This is a genomic window from Massilia sp. NP310 (assembly GCF_019443485.1).
GTDB lineage: Bacteria > Pseudomonadota > Gammaproteobacteria > Burkholderiales > Burkholderiaceae_D > Telluria > Telluria timonae.
Map to the genome: position 1 here is coordinate 720,059 of NZ_CP080379.1, position 18,374 is coordinate 738,432.

16 protein-coding genes are annotated in these 18,374 nt (G+C 65.2%); 5 read left to right on the plus strand and 11 right to left on the minus strand.

Annotated elements, in window-relative coordinates; translation table 11 throughout:
* The first annotated feature begins 86 nt into the window (after positions 1-86).
* A complete protein-coding gene (locus KY496_RS03355) occupies positions 87-2,357 on the plus strand; it encodes an OPT family oligopeptide transporter (RefSeq protein WP_219863866.1) in 2,271 nt (756 codons plus the stop codon).
* A 54-nt stretch (positions 2,358-2,411) separates the two neighbouring features.
* On the opposite strand, the gene KY496_RS03360 is transcribed toward KY496_RS03355, so the two are convergent.
* Positions 2,412-3,323, minus strand: a complete 912-nt coding sequence (locus tag KY496_RS03360) for an NAD-dependent epimerase/dehydratase family protein (protein WP_219863868.1) — start codon at positions 3,321-3,323, stop codon at positions 2,412-2,414.
* Between the two features lie 105 nt (positions 3,324-3,428).
* Between KY496_RS03360 and KY496_RS03365 the strand changes: the two genes are divergently transcribed.
* Complete coding sequence (locus tag KY496_RS03365) at positions 3,429-4,328, plus strand: LysR substrate-binding domain-containing protein (RefSeq protein WP_219863869.1); 900 nt, start codon at positions 3,429-3,431, stop codon at positions 4,326-4,328.
* 60 nt (positions 4,329-4,388) lie between these two features.
* Here KY496_RS03365 and KY496_RS03370 read toward each other — a convergent pair whose 3' ends face one another.
* Positions 4,389-5,894, minus strand: a complete 1,506-nt coding sequence (locus KY496_RS03370; RefSeq protein WP_005670232.1) for a peptide MFS transporter — start codon at positions 5,892-5,894, stop codon at positions 4,389-4,391.
* A 266-nt stretch (positions 5,895-6,160) separates the two neighbouring features.
* On the opposite strand from KY496_RS03370, the gene ppnN reads away from it, so the two are divergent.
* Positions 6,161-7,567: a nucleotide 5'-monophosphate nucleosidase PpnN gene (gene ppnN, locus KY496_RS03375; RefSeq protein ID WP_005670233.1), complete on the plus strand. Its 1,407-nt coding sequence runs from the start codon at positions 6,161-6,163 to the stop codon at positions 7,565-7,567.
* 162 nt (positions 7,568-7,729) lie between these two features.
* On the opposite strand, the gene lysS is transcribed toward ppnN, so the two are convergent.
* The 3 genes from lysS to prfB form a co-directional block, all read right to left on the minus strand.
* Entirely contained in the window at positions 7,730-9,268 is a 1,539-nt protein-coding gene (lysS, locus tag KY496_RS03380; RefSeq protein WP_219863871.1) for a lysine--tRNA ligase, read from the minus strand.
* A gap of 26 nt (positions 9,269-9,294) precedes the next feature.
* Positions 9,295-9,960, minus strand: coding sequence for an HAD family phosphatase (locus KY496_RS03385; protein ID WP_005670235.1), 666 nt, complete (start codon positions 9,958-9,960; stop codon positions 9,295-9,297).
* 15 nt (positions 9,961-9,975) lie between these two features.
* A protein-coding gene (gene prfB / locus KY496_RS03390; protein WP_184237501.1) for a peptide chain release factor 2 occupies positions 9,976-11,080 on the minus strand; the annotation gives its coding sequence in 2 pieces (ribosomal slippage) (positions 9,976-10,998 and positions 11,000-11,080; 1,104 coding nt in all).
* Positions 11,081-11,203: 123 nt separating this feature from the next.
* Between prfB and KY496_RS03395 the strand changes: the two genes are divergently transcribed.
* The gene (locus KY496_RS03395) at positions 11,204-13,216 is read left to right on the plus strand and encodes a bifunctional 2',3'-cyclic-nucleotide 2'-phosphodiesterase/3'-nucleotidase (protein WP_219863873.1); all 2,013 of its coding nucleotides are present in this window, start codon (positions 11,204-11,206) and stop codon (positions 13,214-13,216) included.
* Positions 13,217-13,265: 49 nt separating this feature from the next.
* Here the strand turns inward: KY496_RS03395 and KY496_RS03400 are convergent, their stop codons facing one another.
* The 3 genes from KY496_RS03400 to KY496_RS03410 are packed head-to-tail and all read right to left on the minus strand — an operon-like array spanning position 13,266 to position 14,725.
* Positions 13,266-13,586: a DUF2288 domain-containing protein gene (locus KY496_RS03400; protein ID WP_219863875.1), complete on the minus strand. Its 321-nt coding sequence runs from the start codon at positions 13,584-13,586 to the stop codon at positions 13,266-13,268.
* 11 nt (positions 13,587-13,597) lie between these two features.
* A complete protein-coding gene (locus tag KY496_RS03405) occupies positions 13,598-14,284 on the minus strand; it encodes an RES domain-containing protein (protein WP_219863876.1) in 687 nt (228 codons plus the stop codon).
* A 3-nt stretch (positions 14,285-14,287) separates the two neighbouring features.
* Complete coding sequence (locus KY496_RS03410) at positions 14,288-14,725, minus strand: antitoxin Xre/MbcA/ParS toxin-binding domain-containing protein (protein ID WP_005670241.1); 438 nt, start codon at positions 14,723-14,725, stop codon at positions 14,288-14,290.
* 124 nt (positions 14,726-14,849) lie between these two features.
* Between KY496_RS03410 and KY496_RS03415 the strand changes: the two genes are divergently transcribed.
* Entirely contained in the window at positions 14,850-15,293 is a 444-nt protein-coding gene (locus tag KY496_RS03415) for a DUF4440 domain-containing protein (protein ID WP_005670243.1), read from the plus strand.
* Between the two features lie 46 nt (positions 15,294-15,339).
* Here KY496_RS03415 and KY496_RS03420 read toward each other — a convergent pair whose 3' ends face one another.
* Genes KY496_RS03420 through KY496_RS03430 form a run of 3 tightly spaced genes read right to left on the minus strand, consistent with a single transcriptional unit; the run spans position 15,340 to position 18,048 of the window.
* Complete coding sequence (locus KY496_RS03420) at positions 15,340-16,161, minus strand: hypothetical protein (RefSeq protein WP_219863878.1); 822 nt, start codon at positions 16,159-16,161, stop codon at positions 15,340-15,342.
* A gap of 4 nt (positions 16,162-16,165) precedes the next feature.
* On the minus strand, positions 16,166-16,885 hold the full coding sequence (locus KY496_RS03425; protein WP_219863880.1) for a hypothetical protein: 720 nt from the start codon (positions 16,883-16,885) through the stop codon (positions 16,166-16,168).
* On the minus strand, positions 16,885-18,048 hold the full coding sequence (locus KY496_RS03430; RefSeq protein ID WP_229520406.1) for an exo-alpha-sialidase: 1,164 nt from the start codon (positions 18,046-18,048) through the stop codon (positions 16,885-16,887). The genes KY496_RS03425 and KY496_RS03430 overlap by 1 nt, the downstream gene beginning before the upstream one ends.
* Positions 18,049-18,374: the final 326 nt, after the last annotated feature.

Consider the following 18,374-nt stretch of genomic DNA (forward strand, 5'->3'; position numbering starts at 1 on the left):
CGCTTTCTTTCCGTTCGTGCATGTGCGATATTCTCGCTTTGGTCCGCCGCCGGCATGGCGGGCCGCATCCGTAACGAAGGAATTCCATGCCATTCGACTCGAAACCGGTGGGCTTCAAGCCCTACATCCCCGCCACCGCCCAGCTGCCCGAGATGACCCCGCGCGCCCTGATCATGGGCGTCATCCTGGGCATGATCTTCGGCGCGTCCTCGCTCTACCTGGTGCTGAAAGTGGGCCTGACGGTCAGCGCATCGATCCCGGTGGCGGTGATCGCGATCACCCTGTTCGGCATGGCGAAGAAGCTCGGCGCGCGCGAATCGACGATCCTCGAGAACAGCGTGGCCCAGACCGCCGGTTCGGCCGGCGAATCGCTGGCCTTCGGCCTGGGCGTGACCATGCCGGCCATCATGATCCTCGGTTTCGACCTCGAGATCTCGCGCGTGATGCTGGTCGGCGTGCTGGGCGGCCTGCTCGGCATCCTGATGATGATCCCGCTGCGCCGCACGCTGATCGTCGACCAGCACCGCGAACTGAAATACCCGGAAGGCACGGCCTGCGCCGAGGTGCTCAAGGCCGCCGCCACCGACGTCTCGCGCGAGGCTGCCGGCGAAGTGCGCGATTCGGCGAGCGCGGAAGGCAGCGAGGCCATGAAGACGGCGAAGCGGCGCGCGATGCTGATCTTCGGCGGCTTCGGCATCGGCATCCTGTATAAGACCCTGAGCGTGTCGTTCAAGGGCTGGCGCGACACCATCAACTTCGAGTTCGGCGCGCCGCTCAAGACCGGCAGCATCGGCGCCGAAGTCTCGCCCGAACTGGTGGGCGTCGGCTACATCATCGGCCCGCGCATCGCCTACACGATGGCGGCCGGCGGCGTGCTGGCCTCGCTCCTGCTGGTCCCGATGATCAAGTTCTTCGGCGAGCTGGCGACCGTGCCGCTGTCGCCAGCCACGATCCCGATCCGCGACATGACGGGCGACGACATCCGCGCCTCGTACATCCTGTATATCGGCGCCGGCGCGGTGGCGGCCGGCGGCCTGATCTCGCTGGCGCGCTCGCTGCCGACGATCTGGAACGGCCTGCGCGGCGGCCTCGCAGGCGTGAGGCAGGGTTCGAAAGGCGACGAGTCGCTGCGCACCGACCGCGACATCCCGATGAAGTGGGTGATGATCGGCTGCCTGGCCATCATCGCCATCATTTCGCTGGCCGCGCCGCTGCACATGAACGTGCTGGGCGCGGTGCTGATCCTGGTGTTCGGCTTCCTGTTCGCCACCGTCTCGTCGCGCCTGACCGGCGAGATCGGCTCGTCGTCGAACCCGATCTCGGGCATGGCCGTGGCGACCCTGCTGTTCACCTGCCTGATCTTCCTGGTGATGGGCTGGACCGGCGGCCAGTACTACGTGACCGCGCTGTCGGTCGGCGCCATCGTCTGCATCGCCGCCAGCAATGCCGGCACCACCTCGCAAGACCTCAAGACCGGCTACCTGGTCGGCTCCACGCCGCGCATGCAGCAGTATGCGATCCTGTGCGGCGCCTTCGCCTCGGCCCTGATCCTGGGACCGATCCTGCTCAAGCTGAACGAAGCCGGCACCGTCTACGTGCCGGCGGCGCAGGTGGCGCCCGGCCTCACGGTCGACGCCTCCCAACTGACCGACACCGCGCAGCTGCAGGGCCCGCAGGCCAAGGACGACCCGAACACCTATAAAGTCTGGCACAAGACGGACACCGTGGGCGGCCCGGCCGGCAAGTACTTCGTCGACGCCGCGGGCAAGGTGGTGTACCTGGTCGACCCGGGCATCAACGGCCACCACAGCACGCGTCCGGACGGCACCGAGGTGAAGAAGTACGATGCGCCGAAGGCGGTCTTGATGTCCTACATCATCAAGGGCATCCTGGACCAGGAACTGCCGTGGACCCTCGTGCTGTTCGGCGTGATGATCGCGATCGTGCTGGAAATGGCGGGCATCGCCTCGCTGGCGTTCTCGGTCGGCGTCTACCTGCCGCTGGTGGCGACCCTGCCGATCGCGATCGGCGGCACCGTGCGCTGGCTGGCCGATCGCCGCAACAACAAGCTGCCGCACAACGCGCATCTCAATGAGGAAGAGCGCCAGGCCGCGGGCGACCGCAGCGCGGGCGTGCTGCTGGCCTCGGGCTATATCGCCGGCGGCGCGCTGGCGGGCATCATCATCGCCATCACGGCCGGCGTGTTCACCGACTTCGACGCCGCGATCGGCGCCTGGGCCCAGGCCTCGAACCCGTTCTTCGCCGGAGAGAGCGCGAACTGGCTCAGCATGATTCCGTATGGCGCCATCGTGCTGCTGCTGTGGTGGGTGGCGCGCGAGAAGGCGAAGAAGGCCTGAACCCAAAACGACAACGCCGGCTTCGCGCCGGCGTTGTGTTGGGTGGTCAGTCGATCAGACGTAGGCCAGGTCGTGTTGGCGGATCGCGCTGTCGATCCAGTCGTCGGCATGGCTGAAGCGGTAGCCGAGTTCTGTTGCGCGGCCGGTGTCGAGCGTCAGCGGCGTGAGCAGGTCGAACGGCGACGGACTGCCCGCGGCGACCTTGCGTGTGCGCGCCGCGACGCCCAGCGCCGCCGCCACGCGGCCATGCAGCTCGTAGGCCGAGAATGCGCCGTCGGACGCCGCGTTTACCGGCCCCGTGAAGTCCTGGGCGCCGGCCCAGACCAGGAAGTCGGCCGCCTCGCGCGCCTCCAGGAAGGAGGTGCGCGCCCTGGCGCTGGTGTACTGCAGCACGGCGCCCTGGCGCACCAGGTCGACATAATGGGCCAGGCGGCCGGTGAAATCGTCCGGTCCTCCCAGCACGTGGCCGAGGCGCGCGCTCACCACCGGCATGCTGCCGGCGCGGTACAGATAAGCCTCGGCCTGCACCTTGCCGGCGACATAGCTGCCCGTCGCGTGCGCCGGATCGTGCCATGGATAGGCGGTATCGATCCGCTGGGCGTCGACATGCAGCGATTCCTCGTCGAAGGCCTGCGACTGCGGTTCCAGCGCGCGGTAGACGTCGATGGTCGAGGTCATGACGTAGCGCCCGACGTTGCCGCCGAAGACGCGGCTCGAGATCGCCGCGTCGAGCGGCGAATAGCACATCTGGTCATAGATGATGTCGAACTTCACGCCGCCAAAGGCGGCGCGCATGGCGTGTTCGTTGCGGCGGTCGACCCGGACGCGCGTGATGCGCGCGCCGAAGGGATCCGGCGCGTAGCCGCGGGTGGCGATGGTGACGTGGTGGCCGGCCCGGACCAGGCGCTGCACCAGCAGCTTGCCGAAAAACCGGGTTCCACCGATCACGAGAATATTCTTGGGCATGGCGCTTCCTTGTGTGATCACCACTATTTTCCTAGCGGCAGTACAATTCATCAAACGAGAAAAAGACAGGTCAATGAATAAGAAAAACTTAGTCATGGAAGCCAAATGAAGGCCTTACGCAGTCTTTCCGGCCTGATCGACTTCGAATGCGCCGCGCGCTGGGGCAGTTTCAAGCTGGCCGCGCACGAGTTGCACAAGACGCCGGCCGCGGTCAGCCTCCAGGTCAAGCAGCTGGAGGAGAGCATCGGCTTCGCGCTGTTCGTGCGGCATCCGCGCCACATCGCGCTCACCGAAAAAGGGCAGGAACTGGCGATCGCCACCGCCCGCATGCTGGGCGAGCTGCGCGCCAAGGTCACCGCCTTGCAGAGCGGCGACGAAGAGGCGGTGCTGCGCATCGCCACCACCCATTCGTTCGCGATCAAGTGGCTGGTGCCGCGCATGCACCGTTTCACGAAACTGTATCCGGAGCTCGACATCCGGCTCGATTCGAACGACGCCCCGGTCGACCTGCAGGCCGACAGCACCGACGTCGCGATCCGCTACGGACCCGTGACCGACGGCGATCCGACGGTGCTGTTCCGCGAGCGGCTGGTGCCGGCCTACAGCCCGGAGCTGCTGGCGCCCGGCCAGGCGGCGCTGACCTTGGCCGACCTCACCGAGCATCGCCTGTTGATCGTGCACTCGCCCGAAGCCTGGCTGCAGCTGCTCAACGAGAACCGGGCGCTCAAGGGGGACTACGATTTCTCGCGCGCCTACAGCCACTGGGGCGTGCTGGTGCAGGCCGCGGTGGCCGGGCAGGGCGTGGCCCTGGTGCCGTACGGGATCGCGTTCCAGGACATCGCTTCCGGCGCGCTGCGCCTGATCCCCTGCCGCAGCGTGCCGTTCGCGAACGGCTACCGCTTTCTCGCCAATCCGCACAAGGAGCACATGCTCAAGGTGCGGCGTTTCCGCGAGTGGATGGTGGCCGAGATGGCGGCCATGAGCGCGCATCTCGATTACCGATAAGCGGCTTGGAATGCAAAACGGCGGCCCGCGGGCCGCCGTTTTCAATGAAGCAGGACGCGCTTACTTCACGCCGTGCATCAGTTTCTGGATCACCGGCGCCAGCAGCAGCAGCAGCACGCCGCCGCCCAGCAGCGACCAGAAGCCGAAGCTGTAGCCGCCCAGTGCCGACGCGACCGACATGCCGGATTCGCCCGAGACGTGCGAGGCGAAGATGCCGGACAGGTTGTTGCCGATGCCGGTCGACAGGAACCAGCCGCCCATCCCCAAGCCCACCAGGCGGGTCGGGGCCAGCTTGGTCACCATCGACAGGCCGATCGGCGACAGGCACAGCTCACCGATCGACTGGATCACGTAGACCGCGAACAGAGTCCAGAACGGGATCTTGCCGTTGTCATTGATCAGCTGCGACAGCGCGTACATCAGCAGGCCGAAGGCCAGCGCGTTGAACACCAGGCCGAGACCGAACTTGCGCGGAATCGACGGGTTCGCGTTGCGCTTGCCCAGCATCACCCAGATCGCGGCGATGATCGGCGCGAACACGATGATGGCGACCGAGTTCACCGACTGGAACCAGGCGACCGGGAAGATCCAGCCACCGAAGTCGCGGTCGACGATATTATCGGCCAGGAAGGTGAACGAGCTGCCGGCCTGCTCGAAGAAGCACCAGAACAGGATGTTGAAGAAGAAGATGATCATCATGGCCCAGGTCTTGTCGCGCGCGACCTTGCCTTCGCGGATGCCTTCCATGACCAGCATCGCGGCCAGGCCGACGAACAGGACGGTCAGGAGGATCTGCAGGTTGTTGGCGCCGGCCTGCAGCAGCAGGTACATGACCGGGATGACGACCAGCGCGCCGACGACCGTGAAGATCAGGCGCTTCGGATTGGCCAGGTCGCCGATCGGCGCGCCGATGCCCTTCAGGGACTTGCGGCCGATGTAGAACCAGACCAGCGAGATCAGCATGCCGATGCCCGAGGCCAGGAACACGATCTTGTACGACGGCATGGCCTGGGTGCCGAACACCTTCTCGGCCAGGATCTGGGTCAGGATCGGCGCGAAGAAGGCGCCGACGTTGATGCCCATGTAGAAGATGGTGAAGCCCGAATCGCGGCGGGTGTCGTTCAGCGCATACAGCTGGCCGACCATGGTCGAGATGTTCGGTTTGAACAGGCCGTTGCCGACGATGATGGTCGCCAGGCCCAGCTTGAAGACGTCATGGTTCGGGATCGAAATCATGAACAGGCCGGCCGCCATGAAGATGGCGCCGACCAGGATCGAACGCTGGTAGCCGATGATGCGGTCGGCGACATAGCCGCCGAAGACGGCGCCGGCATACACCAGCGCGAGGTAGGAACCGTAGGTCAGGTTGGCGTCGGCCTGGCCGGCCGCGTCGCCGCCGTAGAACTGGGCGACGATGTAAAGGACGAGTGCCCAACGAATGCCGTAGAAAGCGAAGCGCTCCCAGAATTCGGTCATGAACAGCATCCACAGCGGTGCTGGGTGGCCCATGATCTGCTTGAATTCTGGAAGAGGTCGGCTGGCGGGTGTAGTAGCTGCACCGCTCATGCGGTTCCTCCCGAAAATGTAATGACTGAGTAATAGTTATATGGAGCGGTTCGAAGCCCGAACATTCCAATAGGCAGGCATTCTAGTGCATATTCTTCATCGCAAGAAAGTTTTTTCCGGATGTGTTATTACGGTTCGAAGATGGTGCACCGCACTGTGCAAGCCTCACGATTTTGGGGCGAGCAGCGAGCGCGAATCGCGGCGGTTTGGCGTATATTGCTGTAAAGGCCGTAACGTTTCTAAGAAGAGAAGAGGAAAACCCCACCATGACCCACGACGTAGTCGATACACTCGTTTCACCCGAAAGCCTGCAACTGGTCGATACCCTGATTTCGCCCCAGGGACGGCTGGAAGTCCTGTCGAAGGCCGAAGTGGCCAAGCTGCTCGAGACCGGCAAGGCCGGCCTGTACGATGTCTTCCGCAAATGCGCGCTGGCGGTGCTCAATACCGGCAGCGACATCGACGACGGCAAGGAGCTGCTGGAGCGCTACGCCTCCTTCGACATCAGCATCCTGCAGCGCGAGCGCGGCATCAAGCTCGACATCCGCAACGCGCCGGGCAATGCCTTCGTCGACGGCAAGATGATCCGCGGCATCCACGAGCACCTGTTCTCGGTGCTGCGCGACATCGTGTTCGTCAATTTCGACGTCACCGACAATCCCAAATTCGACCTGACCCGCAGCGAGGGCATCACCGACGCCGTCTTCCACATCCTGCGCAACGCCAACGTGCTGCAGCCGCAGCGCAATCCCAACCTGGTGGTGTGCTGGGGCGGCCACTCGATCAGCCGCATCGAGTACAACTACACCAAGAAGGTCGGCTATGCGCTCGGCCTGCGCGAGATGGACATCTGCACCGGTTGCGGACCGGGCGCCATGAAAGGCCCGATGAAGGGCGCCACCATCGGCCACTCCAAGCAGCGTCTTGGCAGCGGGCGTTACCTGGGCATCTCGGAGCCGGGCATCATCGCGGCCGAGTCGCCGAACCCGATCGTCAACGACCTGGTGATCATGCCGGACATCGAAAAACGCCTGGAGGCCTTCGTGCGCACCGGCCACGGCATCGTCGTGTTCCCGGGCGGGGCCGGCACCGCCGAAGAGATCCTGTACATCCTGGGCATCCTGCTGCATCCGGACAATGCCGAGATCCCCTTCCCGCTGGTGTTCACCGGGCCGGCGTCCGCGCGCGATTACTTCACCCAGATCGATCAATTCATCGGCGTGACCCTGGGCGAACAGGCGCAGCGGCGCTACCAGATCATCATCGACGACCCGGATGCGGTGGCGCGCGCGATGCAGGCCGGCGTGCAAGAGGTGCGCGCCTTCCGCAAGGCGCACAGCGACGCCTATTACTACAATTGGCGGCTCAAGATCGACCACGAGTTCCAGAAACCGTTCAAGCCGACGCACGAGAACATGCGCAACCTCGACCTGCACCGCGGCATCCCGACGCACCTGCTGGCGGCCAATCTGCGCCGCGCCTTCTCGGGCGTGGTGGCGGGGAACGTGAAGGAAGAGGGGATTCGCGCGATCGAGCAGTACGGCAAGTACGAGATTCAAGGCGAGGCCGAGATCATGGGGCCGATGGATGCGCTGCTGGCGTCGTTCGTCGAGCAGAGCCGCATGAAATTGCCGGGCAAGGCGTATACGCCGTGCTATACGATCGTGCAGTAACGGTGGAATATCCGTGGGGTGGACGGCTTGCCGTCCACGCGTTCAACCGGCGTCGATTGACCGAGCATCCTTCAAACGATGTTTGAACGCGTGGACGGGAGACCCGTCCACCCCACGACATCGCCACAAACAAAAAAGCCGCCTTTCGGCGGCTTTCATCCATCAGTCTTCCTTGCGCAAGTGCGGGAACAGCAGCACGTCGCGAATATTCGGCGAGTCGGTGATCAGCATCATCAGGCGGTCGATGCCGATGCCGCAGCCGCCGGCCGGCGGCATGCCGTATTCCAGCGCGCGGATGTAGTCGGCGTCGTAGAACATCGCCTCGTCGTCGCCCGCATCCTTGGCGGCCACCTGGGCCAGGAAGCGCGCGGCCTGGTCTTCCGGATCGTTCAGCTCCGAGAAGCCGTTGGCGATCTCGCGGCCCACCATGAACAGCTCGAAACGCTCGGTCACGCCTTCGCGGGTGTCCGAAGCGCGCGCCAGCGGCGAGACTTCGGCCGGATAGTCGACGATGAAGGTCGGCTCCCACAGCAGCGCTTCGGCGGTCTCTTCGAACAGCGCCAGCTGCAGCGCGCCCAGGCCGGCGGTGGCGAACGGCTTGACGCCGAATTTGGTCTTCAGCTCGGTCTTGATGAACTCGGCGTCGTTCAGCTGCTCGGGGGTGTAGCCCGGGGCGTACTTGTCGATCGCCTCGACGATGGTCAGGCGCTGGAACGGCTTCGACAGGTCCAGCTCGCGGCCGCCGTAGCTCAGCACGGCGCTGCCCTGGGCGTCGATCGCGGCCTGGCGGATCACCTGCTCGGTGAAGTCCATGATCCACTTGTAGTCGGTGTACGCCGCGTAGAATTCCATCATCGTGAATTCCGGGTTGTGACGGACCGACACGCCTTCGTTGCGGAAGTTGCGGTTGATCTCGAACACGCGGTCGAAGCCGCCCACGACCAGGCGCTTCAAGTACAGTTCCGGCGCGATGCGCAGGTACATTTCCATGTCCAGCGCATTGTGGTGGGTGATGAAGGGCTTGGCCGCGGCGCCGCCCGGGATCGGGTGCAGCATCGGGGTCTCGACTTCCATGAAGCCGTTCTTTTCCATGAAGCGGCGCATCGACGACATCGCGGCGGTGCGCGCCTTGAAGGTGCGGCGCGTCTCTTCGTTCATGATCAGGTCGACGTAGCGCTGGCGGTACTTGGTCTCCTGGTCGGCCAGGCCGTGGAATTTGTCCGGCAGCGGGCGGATCGCCTTGGTGATCAGGCGCAGCGCGGTCACCTTGACGGTCAGCTCGTCGGTCTTGGTCTTGAACAGCGTGCCTTCGACGCCCAGGATGTCGCCCAGGTCGTAGCTGCGCAGCGCTTCCATGGCTTCCTCGCCGGCGTTGTCGAGGGCGATGTACACCTGGATGCGGCCCGATGCCGCCGGGCCGGAACTATCCTGCAGGGTGGCGAAGGCGGCTTTCTTGCCCGCTTCGCGGCGCAGCATCATGCGGCCGGCCAGCCTTACTGCGACCGGTTCGGCTTCCAGCTCTTCGCGGGTCTTGCCGCCATAGATTTCGACCAGGTCGGCGGCCTTGTGCTGCGGGACGAAGTCGTTCGGGAAGGCGACGCCTTTCTCGCGGATCGCACCCAGCTTGGCGCGGCGCTCGGCCATGATCTTGTTTTCGTCGGCCGCCAGCAGTGGAGCCTGTTCTTGGTTTTCGGTGTTCATGTAATTTGTTTCTAGTTTTGGTTGGTTCAGGCCAGCAGCGTCTCAACGTCCAGCTGCGTGAAATCGTTGACGACGGCGATGACGTTGTCGAACTCGGCGAAGGCCTGGGCCGGCAGGGTGGTGGTGAGCACCACCGCGCGCATGCCGGCGCGGCGCGCCGCTTCCACGCCCAGCGGCGCGTCCTCGAACACGATGCACCCGGCCGGCATCGTCTCGCAGCGGTCGGCCGCCTTCAGGAAAACGTCCGGATGCGGCTTGCCGCGCGGGACGTCGACCGTGCCGACGACCACCGCGTCGAAGCGGGGGCGCAAGTCCATCTCGTCGAGGATGAAGCGCGCGCTGCCGGGCGAAGCCGAGGTGGCCACCGCCAGTTTCCAGCCTCGGGCACGGCCGGCCTCGATGAAGGCATCGAAGCCGGGGAGGGTCGCGCGGTGCGGGCCGTACAGCTCGCGGTACAGATCTTCCTTCTCGTGGTTCAGCGTCGCCAGCTCGTCGTCGGTGAGGTCTTCGCGGATGTAGTGGCGCAGGATTTCCTTGCCCTGGCGGCCGGCCGTGTCGCGAAAGAAGGCATCGGGCTCGATGACTTTCCCGCGCCGCGCGAAGAAGGTGATCCACGCCTTGGTGTGGAAGTCCATATTGTCGACGATGGTGCCATCCATGTCGAAGATCAGCGCGCGGGCGGGAGTGGTCATCGGGGCTCTACCTTATTAAACGTTCTGCTTGAGGGATGCGGAGATGAAATCGTCCAGATCGCCGTCGAGCACGTTCTTGGTATTGCCCGTCTCGAAGCCGGTACGCAGGTCCTTGATGCGCGACTGGTCGAGCACATAGGAGCGGATCTGGTGGCCCCAGCCGACGTCGGTCTTGGAGTCTTCCAGTTTCTGCTGCTCGCTCATGCGGTTACGCAGTTCGAGCTCGTACAGCTTCGCACGCAGCATGTCCCAGGCCTCGGCCTTGTTGCGGTGCTGCGAACGGTCATTCTGGCACTGAACCACGATACCCGATGGGGCGTGCGTCAGGCGCACCGCAGAATCGGTCTTGTTGATGTGCTGACCGCCGGCGCCCGATGCGCGGTAGGTGTCGATGCGAACGTCGGCCGGATTGATCTCGATCTCGATCGAGTCGTCCACTTCCGGATACACGAACAGCGAGGTGAACGAGGTATGGCGGCCGTTGGCCGAGTCGAACGGCGACTTGCGCACCAGGCGGTGCACGCCGGTCTCGGTGCGCAGGTGGCCATAGGCATACTCGCCGTCGACCTTGATGGTGGCGGTCTTGATGCCCGCGACCTCGCCCTCGGACTGTTCGAGGATCTCGGCCTTGAAGCCCTTGCGTTCGCAGTAGCGCAGGTATTGACGCAGCAGCATCGAGGCCCAGTCCTGGGCTTCGGTGCCGCCGGCGCCGGCCTGGATGTCGATGAAGCAGTTCGCATGGTCCATCGGATTGCTGAACATGCGGCGGAATTCCATCGCCTCGATGACCTTCTGCACTTCATCGAGGTCGCCGGACACCGCTTCCATCGTATCGTCGTCGCCTTCTTCGCGCGCCATGTCGAACAGGTCACGGGCGTCAGCCAGGTCGCCCTTGGCTTTCTCGAGCACGAGGACGACGCCTTCCAGCGCCTTCTTCTCTTTGCCCATTTCCTGGGCTTTCTTCGGGTCGTTCCAGATGGATGGGTCTTCCATCTCCTGGTTGACCTGTTCTAGTTTCTCCGACTTCTTATCGAAGTCAAAGATACCTCCGAAGTTCGGCCTCACGACCGGTCAGGTCGTTCAGCAGGGCGGAAATGGCGTTGATGCGTTCGGCTTCCATGGTCTCGGCAGTCTCATTGGTTGGTTGAATCGAACCGGGGATTATACCCGACGTGGCCGTATGGATTGCCACGCTGGTAGCCACTGCCGTATCATCGGCCCGGTCTTGTTTCCCGGATTCCCCATGAACCGCATTTTGCGTTACCAAATTGGCATGGCCTTCGCGCCGCTGCTGCTCATCCTTCCCGTCCACGCCGCCCAGGCCCCGAGCGGTGCGACCGCCGTGCTGGCCGTGCTCGAGACGTCCGACCTGCATTCGAACGTGGTCGGCTACGATTACTACAAGCTGGCGCCGGACGCCTCGATCGGCTTCGACCGCACCGCCACGCTGATCCGCCAGGCGCGCAAGGAATTCGCCAACACGCTGCTGCTCGACAATGGCGACACGATCCAGGGCACGGCCTTCGCCGACTACCAGGCGCTGGTCAAGCCGCCGGCCTGCGACCAGGTGCTGGGCATCTATAAAATCATGAACGCGCTCGGCTACGAGGGCGGCACGGTGGGCAACCATGAGTTCAACTACGGCCTGCCATTCCTGAACCAAATCACGGGCAGCAGCTTCCAGGTCAAGGACGTCGCGCCGCAGGCCAAGCCCTGCGCCGGCCCGAACTTCCCGATCGTGCTGGCCAACATCCATAGCCTGCAGACGAACGGGCCGCTGTTCGCGCCCTACAAGATCATCGACAAGAAGATCGTCGCGACCGGCAAGGATGGCAAGCAGGTCGAGAGCACCGTCAAGGTGGGCATCATCGGCTTCACGCCGCCCGAGATCATGGCCTGGGACAAGCGCTGGCTCGAGGGCCGCGTCAAGCCGGTCGACGTCAAGGCCAGCGCCGAGCGCTACATCCCCGAGATGCGTAAGAAGGGCGCGGAACTGGTGGTGGTGCTGGGCCATTCGGGCCTCGACGACGCCGCCTATTCGCCGAAGATGGAACACACCAACTGGCACCTGGCCAAGGTGCCGGGCGTCGACGTGGTGCTGATGGGTCACTCGCACCAGCTGTTTCCGAACAAGGACAGCAGCGTGCCCCAATTCAACCTGCCGGGCGTGGACAAGGCGCGCGGCCTGGTGAACGGCGTGCCGGCCGTGATGCCGAGCCAGTGGGGGAAACACCTGGGGGTCGTTCAACTCCACCTGAAGTCGGACGGCAAGCGCTGGACGGTCGAGAAGGACAAGACCGTGGTCGAGGCGCGTTCGACCCAGACCGCGCCGAAGACCTTCGCCGCGCCGGACCCTGAAGTGACGGCGCTGGTGCGCGCCGAGCACGAGGCGACCATCGCCTACGTCAAGACGCCGGTCGGCAGGTCGGCGTTCCGCATGACGACCTATTTCGCCGACGTCGGCGATCCATCGGCGCTGGAAGTGGTCAACCGCGCCCAGGCCGAGTATGTCCGTAAATACGTCCAGGCCAACCTGCCGCAGTACGCGACGCTGCCGGTGCTGTCGGTGACGGCGCCATTCAAGGCCGGTTTTCCGACCGTGGCCGACTACACCGACGTGCCGGCCGGCGACCTGGCCTTGAACAACGCGGCCGACCTGTACCTGTTCCCGAACTCGCTGTATGCGGTGAAGGTCGACGGCGCGGGCCTGAAGGCGTGGCTGGAAACGGCGGCGGGGCGCTTCAACACCATCGATCCCGCGCAGCGAGAGGCGCAGGAGCTGGTCAATAGCCGCTTCCCGAGCTTCAACTTCGACACCATCACCTCGCCCGACGTGAGCTACGAGATCGACGTGACGCGTGCGCCGGGTGAGCGCATCCGCAAGCTGTCCTACGGGGGCAAGCCGGTCGAGCCGACGCAGGAATTCCTGGTGGCGACCAATAACTACCGCGCCAGCGGCGGCGGCGACTTCCCGGGCCTGGATGGCAGCAATGTGGTGCTGGCTTCGCCCGACAATAACCGCGACATCCTGATCGACTACATCCGCAATGCCAGGGAACTGAGCCGCAAGGCCCAGGGCGCGGCGCGCAGCTGGCGCTTTGCCCAGGTGAAGACTGCCGGGCCGGTGGTGTTCCATTCGGCGCCGGAGCTGGTCGCGCTGGCGCGGGAGGCGGGGATCGACAACGTCAGCCAGTTGAAGGCCGACGATGGCAGCGGCAAGGGCACGGCCTTGTACGCGGTGGACCTGTCGAAGTAAGCGAAGCAACAACGTTAAGCAAAAACGCCGGCGACTGCCGGCGTTTTTTTTAATGCAGCTGCTTTTTCTCGGGCTGCACCAGCACGAACGGGCTCACCACCGACGCCCACAAGACCTCGTCGGCCTCCGACCAGCCCTGCGCCTGCGCATCGCTGACCTTGGCCACACTGCCTTCGTTCATCCAGCGCGTCACGCTGTCGCGGTCGTCGTGGGCGATGCGCAGGGCGACGTCGATCAGGTCCAGCGCTTCGCTGACCCAGATCACCGAGCCGCTGGCGAAGTGGCGCTGCAACTCGCTCCACTTGATGCGGCCGGTCTCGCGGTTGATCTTGTCGTGCAGTTCGGTGTCGTTCTCGGGTTTGGTTTTCATCGTGAATCTGTTCAAAGAATCTCGACCGCAGGATGCGGCGAACCCGCCCATGTTAACCGATAGGTCTGCGCCTTGCGCACATTGCCGACCAGCGCCGGCCGGAAGCAGGCCAGGCAGGTGCCGCCCGGGTGCCGCACGCTGGGGTAGATGACGCCCATCGATCCGCCGTCGAGGAGTTCGTTGGCCAGCGCCTGCGAAGCGACGTAGCTGCCCGGGTCGAGACAGCCCTCGTAGGCGGCGATGCCGCGCACGTCATGGAAGCTGGCGCTGAAGTCGGCCAGCAGGCACTGGTAGGTGACGCTGTCGTCGAAGCGGTCGATCTCGGCGTATTCCACGGTCTTGTGGAAGATCACCTCGGCCAGCGACGTCTCGGCATCGAAGCCGCAATACCAGGCGCCACGGTCGCCGTCATTGAAGCGGCTGCCCTCGGGCCGCGCATAGGTAAAGGCGGCATTGATGATGCGGAAGTTCGGCACGCCGAACACCAGCTCGTCCATGCCGATGCCCGGCAACAGCCCGGACTCGCCGCGCAGGCGGTCGTTGGTGGCGTTATCGAGGTCGAACAGGTCGCGCAGCACGTCGTCGCCGTCGGCCAGCGGCGCCAGCACCGACTCTTCCATGTCGGCGAAGCGCGAGGGGATCAGGCGGCAGGTATCGTTCTGGCGCAGCAGGGTCAGGCGCGGCCGTAGATTGCCCATCGTTTACAGGCCGCCGCGGCGGGCGTCGAGCAGGCGGCGCACGCTCTGCATCGCGAGCAGGCCGCCGCCGAGCATGAAGGCGAGCGGCGTGCGGCCGGCGAAGATGGGGTTGGTGTTGGGCAGCTGGACCCATTCGTCGGCCAGCTTGTCGCCGTACAGGATGTGCAGGCTTTTATAGATGCCGAGCAGGTAAGAAATGCGGGTGATGCGGTCGACTTCGAGCACCCGGTCGGGGTTCTTCTTCCAGTCGTAGAACGCCGAGGACGACAGGCCGCCGAGCAGTTCGCGCGCATCGTCGTCGCGCAGGTTCCAGGCCGTCGCCAGCCGGAAGAAACCCTTCAGCGCCGACTGCGACAAGCGCTCGCGCTCGGCCCGCGAATGGAGGTCAACCAGGGTTGCCGGCTCGAAGCGGCTCTTGGGGTAGGCGTAGGCTAGGCTCATGATTCCTCCGGTTATGGAGTGGTTATACTCCGTTTCAGGATAGCGCGCAAGGAGCGGTTGTCAAGCGGGCCGCCCCGTGACAGAATCGCTCAATTGCCAAATAGCAAAGTTTCGACCTCGCGGAATGCGCCTCAGCTCGCTATCATTGATCGTCGTCTGCCTGGTGGCCGCCATCGCCGCCGGCCGTGCGCGTGTTTCGCACGACGATTTGCGCAACCAGGTGATGGCGCACGAGCGCGCCTTCGCCGCCACCATGGCGGGGCGCGACTTCGAGGGCTTCGGCCGCTACCTGTCGCGCGAGGCGGTGTTCATGACGGGCAGCGACGCCCAGCGCGGCAAGGACGCGGTGCTGAAAGCCTGGCGCCGCTACTACGACGGCCAGCAGCCGCCGTTCTCGTGGGAACCCGAGCAGGTGGAAGTGGTCGAGTCGGGCACGTTGGCCTACAGCAGCGGCCCGATCCGAGATGCGGCCGGCCGCCGCATCGGCAGCTTCAACACGGTGTGGCGGCTGGAAGCGCCGGGGAGATGGGCGGTCGTGTTCGACCGCGGGTGCGACTGCAGGAAGTAGTCGTGAGGAGAAGTTGGGGCGACGCGTGCGCCGCCCCGTTGACGCTTTAGTCTGCGCCCAGGCCCGTGGCGATGGCCGCATCGGCGCCGGCGCCCGCGCTGAGCATCCAGCCCGTCATCAGGAGATAGAACATCAGCAGCGTGAACAGCACCGACACGCGGCGCGCGTTGATGCCTTCGAACAGCGGTTTCTTGCCATAGGCGACGCCGACGAAATAGGCGCCGAACACGGTGGCCATATAGTGCACCGCGCCGAAGGTCTCGCCCAGCTCGCCCTTGCGCGGATGGTCGACCAGCAGGTGCGACAGGATCACCAGGATCAGGTACGGCACCGACGCGGCCAGCGGCGGCAGGTACAGGCCGAAGCGCTCGACGAAGGCGCGGATCGCCGGACGCTTGAGCGCCAGCAGCGGCAGGAACAGGTTGTGGATCAGGCCGGTGATGACGATGACCTTCAGCAGCACGGCCTTGTGCAGGCTTTCCTTGCCAAAGCCCAGGTTGTGCAGATTGGTCTCGGCCTGGCGGTTATTTTGCAGGAACCATTCCGGCGACTGGATCTGCAGGATGCGCTGGAACCAGCTGATCTCTTCCAGCGCGGCCAGGGCGACCAGGCCGGTCAGGCCGGCCAGCACCAGCACGCCGAGATTGAACCCCTCGGTCTTCCAGCGGTCGAGCGCGACATAGCCGAGCAGGCCGGAGGTCAGCGAGAATGCCAGGAACTGCATCCATTCGACGATGCCGTCTTCTACCAGCAGGCGCGACAGCTCATGCGGATTGTTGGCCCAGATCAGGGCCAGCAGCAGGCAGAACGCGTTGATGATGGTGGCCGAGATGATCACCGGATGCTTGTACCATTTGTTATCTACCACTAAATTACTCCTTCAAAGACGAAAAATGTTCGGCCGCCAGCGGCCGCAGTCCTGGGGCCGACCCTGGCGCCGGGACCGGATCGGGTTCGGGTTCCGCCAGGCGGTCGGAAGCGCGGCGTCCGGTGCGGCGCAGCGCGGCGGCCAGCAGCACGGCCACGGCCCAGGCCCACAGCAGCGGGTCGATCAGGGCATCCCACAGGTTGCCGGTCGGCAGGCGCAGCAGGGCGAAGAGGGCGAGCGCGCCGAGCAGGCTCGCCGCCGGCCCGCGCGCATGGCCACGCACGATGGCCACCACGCAGACGATGGCGGCGGCGATGCCGAGCAGCGGCGCGCCGGCCTGGCCGAAGCCGGCATAATAAAAGCCGCGCGCCAGGAAGCCGACGGCGTCGAGATACAGCAGGGCGCCGCTGACCACCAGCACGCCGGCCAGCGCCTGCGGCATCACCTGGCTGCGGCGGATGCCATGCCAGCGCTCGGCCAGGCGCAGCAGGCAGCAGCCGACCAGCAAGCCGCTCGGATACTGGAAGGCAAGGCCCAGCCACCAGGCCGGCGACAGTTCGCCCGGCAGGGCCATCGCCGCCAGCGCGAGCGCCAGCACCGCGGCCAGCGCCACGCGCGACATCGGCGCCGAGCGGCGCCACAGCGCGCACACCAGGGTGGCGAGGACGATCGCCCAGCCGAGGCGGCCGTACAGCATTTGCAGCGAGAGATCCGGCAGGTTCATCAAATCGATCCTCCGGCGTTGATGCGATAGCGGTGGTGGGCGATCGCCTGGCGCTGCCAGGTGTACGTCACGTGCAGTTCGTTGCCAACCTGCTGCAGGGTCGGATACGAGAACTCGTCGCCGGCCTTGCCCTTGGCGATGTCGGCCACCGTGCGCCAGGCGCGCATATCGTCGGAAATCGACAGGCGCAGCACGCTCCGCGCTGAAGCGTCGTCGGCGGCGTGGTTGTGCAGCATCAGGAACTGGCCGCTGGACAGGCGAATGGCCGCCATCGAGGTATTGTGGTTGGGCAGGTCGAGCGCCGGCAGGTCTTGCCAGGTGGCGCCGCCATCGAGGCTGGCCGCGTGCTGCATGCGGCGCGCGTCGCTGTCGTCGCGCAGCAGGGCGCGCACCTCGGTCTTCGACACCGCCACGATGGCCGGTTGCAGGGTCGAGGTGCTTTGGCCGATGCGCGCCAGCGAGGTCGGGTTGCCCTGGGCGTCGAACGCCATCAGCATCGGATACTTGTTGCCGATCTCAAAATAGACTGGTAGCCACCAGCCGCCGTCGCTGAGCGCCAGCGGCGAGGTGCGCACCAGCGCGCTGGTGTTGAACAGTGGCGAGGTCGGCAGCACGCGGCGCATGCGGAAGCTGGCGCCCTGGTCGTTCGAGACGATGTGGGCGATGCGCGACGCCGCCCAGCCGCCGAGGCCGGTGGCGACGACGTACAGGTGGATCTTGCCCTCGCGGTCGGTCCAGGCGACCGGATTGCCGATGCGGCGCACGCCGAAGCCGAGCGCGGCGCCGAGCGACTCGCGGCTGGCGACCATCCACGGCGCGCTCCAGGCGCCATTGGCCCAGGTCGAGGCATACACCTTGACGTCGGGGCCGCTCTCGCGGCTGCCGGCCCACCAGAAGGCCAGCATGCGGTTGCCCGGCAGCGGCGTCATCGAGCTGGCGTGGGCCGACGGCATGCCCTGCGGCGCGGGAATATGGGTGCTCGACAGTTCGGTGAGCGTGACCGGGCCGCCGCGCATGGCGCCGGCCAGGCTCGGCTGGCCGGCGGCGTGGGCGCTGCGGCTCCAGCGCAGGCCCTCGGCGCCGATCATGAGCAGCACGAGCAGCACACAGCCGAGCAAGACGAGATTGCGGGGGCGCGGCTGAGGGATCTGGGGATTCTCCATTCGCTTCCAGTAGAGGGAACCCAGCTTTGCGTCCTGCACCGCGGGTTCGAGCATTGAACGTCCCGGGAGGCGAGGATGTCGCTGCGGGGTTGCTAGCGCTAAATGGCCAGCCAGCAAAAGGCGCTATCGTACCGGAAAGCCACGGAAAACACATCAGTCAGAGGCGATATCGGTCCGAAATCGATGCCTGGACAGGCGTCATGACACGCTGGATACCGCCAGGTAAGGGCAGATCATGGCAAGCTTGCCAAGTTATCGGCAATTTCTCGATAACAAGCCCACAACTCCGCCTGCAACTGCCCCTATACTTGCGATTTCGACAGCCC

Bases quoted from the DNA above. Each gene is read 5' to 3' on its own strand.
- KY496_RS03355 (WP_219863866.1), top strand. From the start codon at position 87: ATGCCATTCGACTCGAAACCGGTGGGCTTCAAGCCCTACATCCCCGCC.
- KY496_RS03360 (WP_219863868.1), bottom strand. From the start codon at position 3,323: ATGCCCAAGAATATTCTCGTGATCGGTGGAACCCGGTTTTTCGGCAAG.
- KY496_RS03365 (WP_219863869.1), top strand. From the start codon at position 3,429: ATGAAGGCCTTACGCAGTCTTTCCGGCCTGATCGACTTCGAATGCGCC.
- KY496_RS03370 (WP_005670232.1), bottom strand. From the start codon at position 5,894: ATGAGCGGTGCAGCTACTACACCCGCCAGCCGACCTCTTCCAGAATTC.
- ppnN (WP_005670233.1), top strand. From the start codon at position 6,161: ATGACCCACGACGTAGTCGATACACTCGTTTCACCCGAAAGCCTGCAA.
- lysS (WP_219863871.1), bottom strand. From the start codon at position 9,268: ATGAACACCGAAAACCAAGAACAGGCTCCACTGCTGGCGGCCGACGAA.
- KY496_RS03385 (WP_005670235.1), bottom strand. From the start codon at position 9,960: ATGACCACTCCCGCCCGCGCGCTGATCTTCGACATGGATGGCACCATC.
- KY496_RS03395 (WP_219863873.1), top strand. From the start codon at position 11,204: ATGAACCGCATTTTGCGTTACCAAATTGGCATGGCCTTCGCGCCGCTG.
- KY496_RS03400 (WP_219863875.1), bottom strand. From the start codon at position 13,586: ATGAAAACCAAACCCGAGAACGACACCGAACTGCACGACAAGATCAAC.
- KY496_RS03405 (WP_219863876.1), bottom strand. From the start codon at position 14,284: ATGGGCAATCTACGGCCGCGCCTGACCCTGCTGCGCCAGAACGATACC.
- KY496_RS03410 (WP_005670241.1), bottom strand. From the start codon at position 14,725: ATGAGCCTAGCCTACGCCTACCCCAAGAGCCGCTTCGAGCCGGCAACC.
- KY496_RS03415 (WP_005670243.1), top strand. From the start codon at position 14,850: ATGCGCCTCAGCTCGCTATCATTGATCGTCGTCTGCCTGGTGGCCGCC.
- KY496_RS03425 (WP_219863880.1), bottom strand. From the start codon at position 16,885: ATGAACCTGCCGGATCTCTCGCTGCAAATGCTGTACGGCCGCCTCGGC.
- KY496_RS03430 (WP_229520406.1), bottom strand. From the start codon at position 18,048: ATGGAGAATCCCCAGATCCCTCAGCCGCGCCCCCGCAATCTCGTCTTG.